This window comes from Pseudoalteromonas luteoviolacea (assembly GCF_018100925.1).
Taxonomy (GTDB): Bacteria; Pseudomonadota; Gammaproteobacteria; order Enterobacterales; family Alteromonadaceae; genus Pseudoalteromonas; species Pseudoalteromonas obscura.
The window spans coordinates 31,217-42,293 of the sequence record NZ_JAGJEH010000011.1; the positions used below are offsets into that span (position 1 = coordinate 31,217).

The 11,077-nt window shown below is 44.7% G+C and carries 10 protein-coding genes; 6 read left to right on the forward strand and 4 right to left on the reverse strand.

Annotation, left to right across the window (positions count from 1 at the left end; genetic code table 11):
* Positions 1–35: 35 nt before the first annotated feature.
* The 3 genes from J8M00_RS21555 (at position 36) to J8M00_RS21565 (ending at position 3,755) form a co-directional block, all read left to right on the forward strand.
* Positions 36–1,559, forward strand: coding sequence for a peptide MFS transporter (locus J8M00_RS21555; protein ID WP_211012538.1), 1,524 nt, complete (start codon positions 36–38; stop codon positions 1,557–1,559).
* A 151-nt stretch (positions 1,560–1,710) separates the two neighbouring features.
* Positions 1,711–2,589 (forward strand): dTDP-4-dehydrorhamnose reductase family protein, encoded by an 879-nt coding sequence (locus J8M00_RS21560; RefSeq protein ID WP_211012539.1) that lies wholly within the window; start codon positions 1,711–1,713, stop codon positions 2,587–2,589.
* Positions 2,590–2,612: 23 nt separating this feature from the next.
* On the forward strand, positions 2,613–3,755 hold the full coding sequence (locus J8M00_RS21565; RefSeq protein WP_211012540.1) for a retropepsin-like aspartic protease: 1,143 nt from the start codon (positions 2,613–2,615) through the stop codon (positions 3,753–3,755).
* Positions 3,756–3,766: 11 nt separating this feature from the next.
* On the opposite strand, the gene J8M00_RS21570 is transcribed toward J8M00_RS21565, so the two are convergent.
* The gene (locus tag J8M00_RS21570) at positions 3,767–4,504 is read right to left on the reverse strand and encodes a hypothetical protein (RefSeq protein ID WP_211012541.1); all 738 of its coding nucleotides are present in this window, start codon (positions 4,502–4,504) and stop codon (positions 3,767–3,769) included.
* A 242-nt stretch (positions 4,505–4,746) separates the two neighbouring features.
* A complete protein-coding gene (locus J8M00_RS21575; protein WP_211012542.1) occupies positions 4,747–5,052 on the reverse strand; it encodes a DUF6482 family protein in 306 nt (101 codons plus the stop codon).
* A 120-nt stretch (positions 5,053–5,172) separates the two neighbouring features.
* On the opposite strand from J8M00_RS21575, the gene J8M00_RS21580 reads away from it, so the two are divergent.
* On the forward strand, positions 5,173–5,883 hold the full coding sequence (locus tag J8M00_RS21580) for a pseudouridine synthase (protein WP_247687506.1): 711 nt from the start codon (positions 5,173–5,175) through the stop codon (positions 5,881–5,883).
* 11 nt (positions 5,884–5,894) lie between these two features.
* Here the strand turns inward: J8M00_RS21580 and J8M00_RS21585 are convergent, their stop codons facing one another.
* Positions 5,895–6,278 carry an MAPEG family protein gene (locus J8M00_RS21585; protein ID WP_211012543.1) on the reverse strand — a complete coding sequence of 128 codons (384 nt, stop codon included), beginning with the start codon at positions 6,276–6,278 and terminating at the stop codon, positions 5,895–5,897.
* A 294-nt stretch (positions 6,279–6,572) separates the two neighbouring features.
* Between J8M00_RS21585 and J8M00_RS21590 the strand changes: the two genes are divergently transcribed.
* Both J8M00_RS21590 and J8M00_RS21595 read left to right on the forward strand, forming a co-directional pair.
* Positions 6,573–7,460 carry a DMT family transporter gene (locus J8M00_RS21590; RefSeq protein WP_211012544.1) on the forward strand — a complete coding sequence of 296 codons (888 nt, stop codon included), beginning with the start codon at positions 6,573–6,575 and terminating at the stop codon, positions 7,458–7,460.
* A gap of 112 nt (positions 7,461–7,572) precedes the next feature.
* Positions 7,573–8,646 (forward strand): GGDEF domain-containing protein, encoded by a 1,074-nt coding sequence (locus tag J8M00_RS21595; protein WP_211012545.1) that lies wholly within the window; start codon positions 7,573–7,575, stop codon positions 8,644–8,646.
* Positions 8,647–8,650: 4 nt separating this feature from the next.
* Here J8M00_RS21595 and J8M00_RS21600 read toward each other — a convergent pair whose 3' ends face one another.
* Complete coding sequence (locus J8M00_RS21600; protein ID WP_211012546.1) at positions 8,651–10,951, reverse strand: penicillin acylase family protein; 2,301 nt, start codon at positions 10,949–10,951, stop codon at positions 8,651–8,653.
* Between the last annotated feature and the right edge of the window lie 126 nt (positions 10,952–11,077).

The window sequence follows — 11,077 nt, forward strand, 5'->3', positions numbered from 1 at the left end:
TTTCAAATATAAAAATCATAGAATCGGAAGTCATTATGTCATCTCACGAAGCAGCTGCTGCTGAGTCATCAGACAACAAGTTAGACACGGGCTTTTTTGGTCACCCACAAGGCCTTTCCACCCTCTTTTTCACTGAAATGTGGGAGCGTATGAGTTACTACGGTATGCGCGCACTGCTGGTATTATTTATGACTGCCAGCCTCCAAGAAGAGGGCTTAGCCTTTACTGTCGCTACCGCAACAGCCATTTATGGCCTGTACACCGGTGCGGTTTACTTCCTCGGATTGCCAGGTGGCTGGATAGCCGATCGGTTGCTAGGTGGACAGCGCACCGTCTGGTATGGCGGCATTATTATCATGTTAGGTCATATTGTGCTTGCCATCCCCGCCCAAAGTACTTTTTTCATTGGCTTAATTTTAGTCGCAATGGGCACAGGCCTGCTCAAACCCAACATCAGTGCGATGGTTGGTCAACTGTACAGTAGTGAAGATGTGCGTCGCGACAGTGGCTATGCCATTTACTATATGGGGATCAACATTGGTTCGGTGATCGGCTACATGGTATGCGGCTATTTTATGGAAAATGTTGGTTGGCACTGGGCATTTGGTGCAGCCGCTGTAGGTATGGCCATCGGCCTAGTGCAATACCGTTTCACCTTGGGCAACATCCAAGGTGTTGGCGATAAGCCCAGTAACCCATTGACACCAGCAGGCAGCAAAAAAGCTTGGTTTGCTATTGGTGCAATACTCGCCGCGACAGGTGCGATTGTCGGACTCACTTACGCAGGCAGCATAGTAATCAACCCTGTGGTGTTAGCTCAATATGTTGCTGTAGCGTTTACGGTAATTTTTCTCGGTTACTATGCCTATATCTATTTTGCTGGCAACTTAAATGCAGATGAAAAGAAAAAACTATGGGCGCTGTTTTTAGTCTGTGTCGCCTCAGCTTGTTTTTGGTCTGGTTTTGAACAAGCTGGTTCATCGTTAAATCTGTTTGCACAAGACTATACTGATCGTGTCATTGCGGGCTTCACCTTACCAACAGCTTGGTTCCAATCATCTAATTCATTCTTCATTATTATTTTATCCCCTTTCTTTGCAGCCCTCTGGATAAACTTAGCTAAACGCATGATCACACCATCATACAGCTTAAAATGTGCTATTGGTCTGGTGATTATGGCGAGCGGCTTTATTGTCATGTTCTTTGCCTCACAGTATGCAGCACAGGGCTTAAAAGTAGCGCCCATGTGGTTGATCACTACTTACTTTTTACACACTGTTGGTGAGTTATGCCTTAGTCCAGTGGCACTCAGTGCGGTCAGCAAGCTGTCACCTAAGCGTTTTGCCGGTCAAATGATGGGGATATTTGTACTTACTTATTCTATCGGGAATATTATTTCAGGCCTACTTGCGGGCAACTTCGATCCTGAACAAGTCGATCAAATTCCAAATCTATATTTGCAGATCAGCTTATTTGGTATCGGTGTGGGTATTCTTATTCTGCTATTTAGCTTCAGAGCTAAGATTTGGGAAGGGCAAACCCAGCAACAACCTGCATAATCAGTTCATAGAGATGCAACCCAAACGCGTGTTGCATCTCTGAACGCTGCGTGCCACTGATTACGCAGCTATGTTATTTCTCCACATTTCCCTTTTTTTACACCAAGTTCTAAGGTTAAGATAAACAGGTGTTTTAGGAGATGAATCAACCATGAAAAAAATCGTCGTTACAGGCGCAACGGGGCTACTCGGACGTGCATTGGTGAAGGTGTTGTCACAGTCAAATACTGTCATTGGTACCGGTTTTCGCAGAGCCGCTCCGCCAATTGAGCAACTGGATTTACACGACCAAACAGCCATTACAGCCTTTTTAGATACACACCAACCTGAGGTGTTGGTGCACGCCGCAGCTGAACGCAAACCTGACATTTGTGAAAATGACCACCAAGCAACCATGGCTTTAAATGTCCAGGCGGCAGAATTTTTAGCGAGCCAATGCAAAAAAAGACACATCCAATTTGTCTTGATCAGCACAGATTACGTGTTTGACGGTCAATCAGCCCCATACACAGAAAATGATGCAACTTCGCCAGTTAATTTTTACGGCCAAAGCAAAGCGCACGCTGAACTTGCGGTATTGGCAGCTTGCCCTGAACATACAGTAGTGAGAGTCCCCGTACTCTATGGTGACGTAGAATATTTAGCAGAGTCAGCCGTTACAATCATTGCTGAGCAAGTCATAAAAGACCGCAATAGCGCACATGATGATTGGGCAATACGTTACCCAACACATGTTGAGGATATCGCACTTACACTCAACGACTTATTAGCACAACCTCGCGACAAACAATGTGGTACTTTCCATATCTCAAACAACCAGCTGATGACCAAATACGCCATGGCAGTAGAGATTGCCAAGGCACTAGCGCTTGACACACAAGGCTTAGTCGCGCTACCAGAGCCATCGCAAACAGCGACAAGGCCATACAACTGTGCATTACAAGACACTAGGTTGCACACAATGGGTATAAAACATCATCGCGATTTTGCCACGGCAATAGCCAAAGTGCTGAGTCAGCACAGCCATTAAAGCAACATTGGGGACGTTCAATTATGCGATACTTTATTCGACTATTACTTGTCTGTTCCCTGTCTCTCAATGTCTACCTAGAATGGCAACGGCCACACTCGCTGCTAAAAAGTATGCTCTCCCACGCTGAGCCGCTACCGCAGAGTATCAATATGGATTCTATGTCCGATGTTCCGCACACTGACGTCCAACTAGTCAAAAAAGAATCCCCCTTAGAGCTAGCAGCTCAAGCCTTTAAAGCGGGCGATTTACTCACCGCAGCGCGCCTGTGGCACGACAGTACAAATCCAACTCAGCACCTGAACACAGTACATGCATGGCTAACTGAGCTACGCAGAGATTTAAAACTCAAAAGTGAGCAGCAACTTGCCAGTATCTTAATGTTTGTACAACGCATTCTAGCAGTAGTCCCCCAAGACTTTGCAGCGCTTAAATTAGAAGCAGATGTATATCTTGCGCAAGGAGAGCAAAATGAAGCGATTTATCGCTATATCAAGCTGTTGCACCTTTACCCTGAATATCAACATTTACAGGACATCATTGCAGCTTTGATCGCGCAACGTCTCAACCACCTCAAAGAACACAGCGATTGGCATGAAATAATCGCACAAGGGCAAATATGGCTCAGTGAGCAGCCTAATAACCTCCCTATCATTGCCGCCATTATCGAAGCACACTTAGCGCTCAATAACCCAGTAGAGGCAGAGTTATTGCTCTCGCAGCTCAGTGCTCAACAGCAACGCCATAAAGCGATTGCACCACTTAAAGATGTGCTTGAAAACGTCACACAGCAAGTCGAGCGAATTCCATTGGAACGCCGTGGTGAGCACTATGTTTTAAAAGCGCAAATAGCAGGGCAAGAAATTTCTTTAATGATTGATACGGGGGCTAGTATTACGGCACTGACAGCCGCCCAATTCGAACAACTCGCATATGACGTAAACTATTTAAACTCTCGTCGTGTGAGCACGGCTAACGGTATAACTGAAGTTCCTTTTTATATGAGTACGGGGATACAGATTGGTAGCAAGCAAAAAACCCCTTTTGAATTTGGGGTAATGGAGCAATCCCATTACGGGCCTGGGTTACTTGGCATGAATTTCTTGCGTCATTTTGAATTTGAAATAGATCAACAGCGAGCCGAACTGATTTTAAAACCAAGATAATTTACGATGAATTATGCCGCACTAGACGCAGATAACCTTTTATTCATAAATGTCAGTTCAAGCGGCGCTGCCAAACAGTCTATGGATGCCGCTTTATCAACATCAACTCCATTGCTAGACACATAAACAATATCAAAGCTCTCTGACATACGCGCAATGAATGCTTCTACTTGCTTAATACATTGTGGTATTGGCGACAGCTCGATCGTCACCACACTGAGCATGCTTTCCAGTGCAATGATATCATCAACTAAATGATATTCGTCGCAGGACATACTAATATTCAACATAGTGGCATTGTCATCTATCGTGCCATAGACAGCAATTAAGGTTTCTAAACTGATATCCACTTCATTGGTTTGTGTGCTAACACGACGGCGTAGCAACCGATTACTACTGCTGTAAAACGTATAAAGTAAGATTTGATTAAGCAGTGAGTCTGCATGACGCTTGCTTTGTTTTAGCTTGCCTGACAGTGCACTGCGCAATGACTTAACACCACTGCCAAAAGCCTCACTGAGCACCGATGATAAGCTGAGCTTGTGATCGACACCAATTATCTGGCATTCAGGATTGAGTGCCTGAAATGCTTTATCAAAGCGCCAATTGTCATTTGCACCCAACGAAAGTAATGTCTTTGTTCTCGAAATCGCACGAGCTGGGACCTGATGACCACGTTCATGCGGTCCACCTACTCGTACGAGATCACCACATTGACTCAATTGTCTCTGTAATTTATTGATCTCCACAACCAGTAACACCAATTTAACCCAAGTTACATTAAGTGTAACTCCAATATATATGATTGTTTTAATAAAGTGTGAATTTTTTTAAGAAAAGTAATTTTTCACACAATAAAATTTCATGCAAACCTTATGAGGGCCTTGTATTACTTGTAGTTTAACCACTATGACACAATTTAAAAAATTGATAATAACCGCACAATAAAGATATCAAGATCAGTAGAATCAAACACAATGTCAACATTTAGCTAGTATAACTTGTTGTCACCAAAGGGAACTTCAAGTAGGTTACTGCTTTGACGTACTGGCTGACCTATCATCTCGTCATAGGCGCTTTGCTGGCGTAACATCATTTTTTGATATGGCAGGTGCTGGACGAGCTTTTGCAGTGCCAGCGGGTTATGCGCTTTAATTCCTTTGCCCTGTGCGTCGACAACAATATATTCGGAATCACCCAAGCACACGCTAAGTTGGTACAGTGCCTGATCGAGTGAGTTAATGATAAACTTATCAATAATTGGTTTGTCTACCAGTGCCGCCAGTGTGATTTTCATAACAGACCTCCAAATATTGAGTTATACGCGTCATATTCCGATGGGGTTTATAGCAGATACATAACGATTGAGATTTGATATAATTTGCCCTTCTCTAATCCTGATTGTGGCTCCTCGTAAATGTCTGAAAACTCCCATATTGCTCCTATGCGTCTAGCTAAGTTCCTCAGTCATTGTGGAGTTTGTTCAAGGCGACAGGCATCTAGATTAATTGAATTAGGGCAAGTGCAAGTAAATGGCCGCGCAGCGAACCATATCGACCATGTCACAGAACAAGATGATATCTGGGTCAATGGACAAAAAGTCGTAGGACTGGCCCCCAAGTTACTTTATCTTTATCACAAACCAGTTGGCATAGACTGTAAGTTAAGTGAACAAGACCCTAGTAGCCTGCTCCATCACCTGCCAAAGGGCCCCCGTGTTTATCCAGTAGGTAGGCTCGATAAAGATAGCCGAGGCCTATTATTGCTCACCAATGACGGCGAGTTATGTCACGCGTTGATCCACCCAGATAAACATCAGGAAAAAGAATATATAGTCAAAGTTGATAAACCCATTGATGGTACCTTTTGTGAAACGCTGGCAAAAGGTGTGCCGGTCGACGGGCAAACTACCCTGCCATGCACGGTGGTTCAAATCGATGAACGAACATTTAAGATTGTGCTAAAACAGGGTCTCAACCGCCAAATCAGGAAAATGGCAAAACACTGTGGCCGACAAGTGATGGACTTGTACCGCGTGCGTATTGCCAACCTCATGCTCGATCCAATGACTGTGCCAGAGGGACAATATTGTCAGATCGATATCGCGGCGTTAGTATTATCCGTGTAGCGCTCTTCAGGCTATAAACACAGCGCAATCATACCTATGGGACAGGCAATGCCCACCAGCCAGCTCAATGAGCGCAACATGTCTAAATCACGCCAATAAAATACACAATACAAGCACCTTGCCACAATATGAGTAATTGCAAGACCTTGAATTAATGTGCCAGTAGTCTCAGTTGCGAGCACAATTGCGATTGCAAGACCAAATACAATCAGTGATTCAAAACAGTTGTAGTGCGCTGCAACAGCGCGGGCGCCAAGACCAGACAATTTGCTTTGTTGTGTTCTTGGCTGCTTATTGTCGTAGCCACCTTCTTTACCTGCGGCAATGATAATGGGGACTTTTGCTAAATAGGGTAGTAGTACACCGATCAGTGCACACACAATGATGACACTCATAAATACTCCTTGATAAACAATTGGCCACTATTTAAGCGCAATTTATCAAGAAATGAAATCATTCCAACCAATAGAGTGTATTTGGAAGAAATAAAGCCACCCAATCACATCCCAGTGGCTTTATGAGTAACATCGGCAATCAGTATATGCACCCAGATTGCAAAGCGCACTGCGACAGATTGTCGCAGTGCTGTCTAGTCACATTTAGAAATAGCCAATATCACAAAAATTCATTATGAAACAATACATAACAGTTGTATTTTAACAACGCAGTTTTAAACAAAGGAGCAAATCATGGGGTGGTTTTTATTTACTTGTCTCGCCGCATTTAGCCAAGCTTGGCGTAATGCGCTACAAAGTCGCCTCAGCAAACAAGCCAGCGTCAACGCAGTGACTCTGGCTAGATTTATTTTTGCCACACCATTGGCTGGACTCTACTTATATTTCCTTTACTACTTTGATCCTGCTCCAACACCACAGTTCTCACATACCTTATTAATCTATATCCTAGGCGCCAGCATCATGCAGATCATCGCGACTGCGCTCATGGTAGTGCTATTTAAACAAAAGAACTTTGCAACGGGTGCAGGATTAGCAAAAAGTGAAGCCTTAATGGCGGCGATACTCGGTATGTTATTTTTTGGTTCGGCTTTGACATTCTTAGGCTGGATTGGCGTGCTGATCGGTGGGATTGCAGTTTTCCTACTCAGCGGATTCAGCTTTAAACAGCTCAACTTTAAAACCGCAGCAATTGGTATCTTATGCGGCACCTGCTTTGCATTAACATCGCTGTGGGTGCGAGAAGCCGCGCTGACCTTGGCGCTACCTTTTCCACATAGTGCTGGCTGGGTTTTACTCTCTGTGCTCTGTTGCCAAACTCTCTTATTAAGTGGGTATGCCTGGCTTACAGAACCTCAAATTTGGAAATCGTTCAGAGCACATCTCCCAATCGTGTTGTTGATCAGCACTACCAGCTGCATTGGCTCTATCGGTTGGTTCAGCGCCATGAGTTTGCAGCACGTCGCCTATGTTAAAACCTTAGGCCAAATCGAAGTGTTTTTTACTATGTTAATCGCAACTTATTGGCTCAAGTCTCCGCCCAAAAAGCGCGATACGCTGGGGCTCAGTTTAATCGCACTCGCGGCTGTTTTAGTAATGGCGGATGATATTATCGCACTGTGATGCCCTCATTTGCACTGCATATTGTTCACCGCATCACTTATTCCCCAGCAAGTTTTCAGCTTGTAATACTTCTCCTATACTGTAGTAACGGTGAAATACAAATGGAGTTGGGGTGGCAACACGTCAACATTACTTTAGTCAGCCAGATACTGTCGAACTGGTAAAAAACCGCTTGTTCAAACAGCTGGCTTATTACTGTTTGGCGCTTCACAGTCTGTTGCTGGTTTTCTTTTGGTACTGTGATATTTGGGTATTAGCCGCAGTTAATGTCGGCAGTGTGATTGCGTGGTCTGTGGGGATCAAACTGTTATACATGCACCAAACCCCTCTGGCCCTGAGACTGTTTTGCATTGAAGTTACAGTGCACTCCGTTTTCGTGTGTGCCACACTGGGCATGGACTATGGGTTTCAATATTATCTTTGGACCATTGCCAGCCTTATCTTGCTTGATTATCAACTCAAATTGAAATTTGCGTCAGCGCTGGCTCTGTTATTAATACTTACGTTTGCCATGCTCTTTGAACTGTTCAACACGGTACAAAACACTTTTTTATTCAGTGAATTTGCACCTTATATTCACTTTATCAATGTGCTTATTTGTGCCCTACCCAATATTTATACCATTGGCCATATTAGAGAGGTTTCATTTTCAAACCGTTATCAACTCGCCCAGATGGCCGCCATCGACCCCCTGACTAACCTATTTAACCGCCGCTACGCTAAAGAACTGATCAACAATGCTCAAGAGAATAGTATTGAAACATCACAGCAATTATCCGTCATCATGGCCGATATTGATCACTTTAAAACCATTAATGATAAATATGGTCATGAAATAGGTGATGAGGTTCTTATTGAAGTTGCATCGAAAATACAGCAACACACATTACACTCAGACATTGCGGTACGGTGGGGAGGAGAAGAGTTCTTACTGGTGCTCGTCAACTGTGATTTAACCACAACGCAAGCTCGTATTGAAAGCTTGCGCCGTGACATTGCAACGCACGCGTTTAATGATCAGCGCCTGCCTGTCACCATGAGTTTTGGCATTGCACAGTGGCATCCTGCATTGCCGTTTCGAGTTGCCGTCAAGCTCGCTGATGATGCGTTATATATGAGTAAAGCTAAAGGGCGAAACCGCACCACCAGCGCCCACTCAGATGCGGTTCAACACTCTCTACAATAACTTTTTACTGAGCCGAAAACGCAATGGTGTGCTGTATACTGCCAGGCAACAAAGGTGTCAATTGACCTTCAGCATATGCACCAAAGCCCTTGCGATAATAAGGTGAAAGAGGGTGACCGCTTTGTCCCCCTGCAACCGTCATTACTGCATTTTCCAAATGACCCGGCTGAGCGATAAAGCGCTGCGATGCACCAAAACTTTTTCCCTGAACTGCAGGCATAAAACTATCGCCAAATCCGGGAACAGCGGGCATATCTAAAAAGCGGCTCAAAAATGGCATTTGCTGACTAAATGGATGCTGTACGGTCAAAGTATTCACCTCGCCCCATGTCCAATTAGCCATTCCAGCGCCAAATTGAGTTTGCAGCCTAGCATGAGTACGTAAATATGCCGCTTCTAATAAGTGCTGCCAATCTTGATGCCCCGCTAACCAAGCACGGGGCTGTGTTTGGATCAACTGCCACAAGGCTGGCTCAAAGTAACGCGCTAAATGTGCCAGTGTTTCATCTTGGCCTTGCAGATACTGCTCAACGGGGCTAAAAACAATATCGATCACACTCTTTCTAAAAAACTTCACTAGGGTATAACCGACTGAACCCGTGCATGCGCAAGCTTGCCAATTAGCCAAATGGGCCAGCGCCTGTTTGTAATTTTGCTCTTTTCCTGACGCACTTGTGAGTGTATTCACCAACAAGTCATGCCATGGCATTAAAAAGCGCGCTTCATTGTCTAGTTGCAGTTTATTGAAATCTGTTTCAGTAAATTGTTCAGCTGCCAACAATCGGTCTCGAATTTGAACTGCACGCGCTCCCAACGCGTATCCTCCATCGCCAAAGCGGCGATGATCTATAGCCGACATCACTCGTGAGTTAGCAGTCCATAGCTTGCCATTGTCGGGATTGATCACTTGTGGACGAACCGCTTCATTCGCTTTCCAAAGCAATGATTCTGCTCGCACAGATGGGACAGCCAAATCACTGGGAAAGACTCGAGATGGCAAAGCGCCTATCGGTTGCCAAGCCGCATTACCCCGATTATCAACTACCATCAGGTTTTGTACTGGGATCCCGACATCAGTTGCGACCTTGAGTGCTTGTTCTACTGATCCTACTTGCTCCAACTTTAGCAAGTTCAGATTTACAGCATAAGGTTGATGTGCAACCCATTGCAGCGCATAACGCTTATTGTTGAACTGCTTAACTGGACCAAATTGGCTCATAGGGAGCGAGTAGGTCCGCACCTCACCATTTGGCAGCTTGATCTCTTCAAGTACCGTTTGCACCTCATCTTGCTCTGATAGCTCAATCCAATCTGCTGTATCCAAATACCCATTGGTAAAACCCCATGCAATATGCTCATTGCTACCAACCACAATGGCAGGCACGCCAGGTAAACTGACACCTGTTACCGTCACAGGCTTAGCTGAGTCAGCATGGTAATTTAGTTGAGCACGATACCAAATGGACGGCACATTAAGGCCAAGATGCATATCGTCAGATACCATCGCAGCACCTGTTTCAGTAAAACTCCCAGTCACAGCCCAATTATTACTGCCGTAAACAGGAGTTGCCTCAATGTGTGTCACATTTTTCGCAACATTAACTGACGGTGTCAAAGCAGGGATCGGCACTGTCGCTGTGGACAACTGGCTGCCATCCAGTGCAGCTTGGAATTGACTTGGCTGAAGAATAAAGTCGACCATAGGCTGGCCAAACTGCTCAGCAATATGGATCAGTGTTTTATCTCTTTTGAACGTGGCAGTCTGTAAGTCGAGATACATACTGAATATAACTAACAAGGAATCCGCAGGACGCCAATCTTTGGCTTGAGCACCAAGCAATAGATATTCGAAGTTTGACATGCCTGATTGCAGTCGACCATCATTGACGCCTTGAGCGTAAACTTGTAGTAAGGTTTGCTCCGCTGCGCTCAAAGTTGCAAAAATCTCTTCACTACGCTTTCTGAACTGATGAAACCGAAGGGATTTATCAAGTGAAACAGCCCCTTCACCAAAAAGCTCACTCAACTCACCGGCGGCATTTCGACGCAGTAAGTCCATCTGGAAGAAACGATCCTGACCATGCGCATAACCCATCGTATACGCTGCATCTTGACGATTTTGCGCATAGATCACTGCCTGCCCTAGCGCATCCCGACTCAGTTTGCTGTTTGCTTGCAAATTGCTGCTTTGAGTATGACCATCCAAAGCAGGTAAACTCAGTGAGAGTATCCCATATATTGCTGCTGTAAGCGTCAATATGCCTATAACTAAGACCGAGACACTAATCCTAAACCATTTCAACATATACTTTCCTTTCTACAAATAAGCGGGTGATACGCACCGTTGCAACTTACTCTATTCGCCAACACAGTTATAGCAATTCATTTCACCACGTTCAAAGACACTTTTGATGCTTTAAATTTACGACGC

Bases quoted from the DNA above. Each gene is read 5' to 3' on its own strand.
- J8M00_RS21565 (WP_211012540.1), top strand. From the start codon at position 2,613: ATGCGATACTTTATTCGACTATTACTTGTCTGTTCCCTGTCTCTCAAT.
- J8M00_RS21555 (WP_211012538.1), top strand. From the start codon at position 36: ATGTCATCTCACGAAGCAGCTGCTGCTGAGTCATCAGACAACAAGTTA.
- J8M00_RS21590 (WP_211012544.1), top strand. From the start codon at position 6,573: ATGGGGTGGTTTTTATTTACTTGTCTCGCCGCATTTAGCCAAGCTTGG.
- J8M00_RS21600 (WP_211012546.1), bottom strand. From the start codon at position 10,951: ATGTTGAAATGGTTTAGGATTAGTGTCTCGGTCTTAGTTATAGGCATA.
- J8M00_RS21585 (WP_211012543.1), bottom strand. From the start codon at position 6,278: ATGAGTGTCATCATTGTGTGTGCACTGATCGGTGTACTACTACCCTAT.
- J8M00_RS21560 (WP_211012539.1), top strand. From the start codon at position 1,711: ATGAAAAAAATCGTCGTTACAGGCGCAACGGGGCTACTCGGACGTGCA.
- J8M00_RS21575 (WP_211012542.1), bottom strand. From the start codon at position 5,052: ATGAAAATCACACTGGCGGCACTGGTAGACAAACCAATTATTGATAAG.
- J8M00_RS21580 (WP_247687506.1), top strand. From the start codon at position 5,173: ATGTCTGAAAACTCCCATATTGCTCCTATGCGTCTAGCTAAGTTCCTC.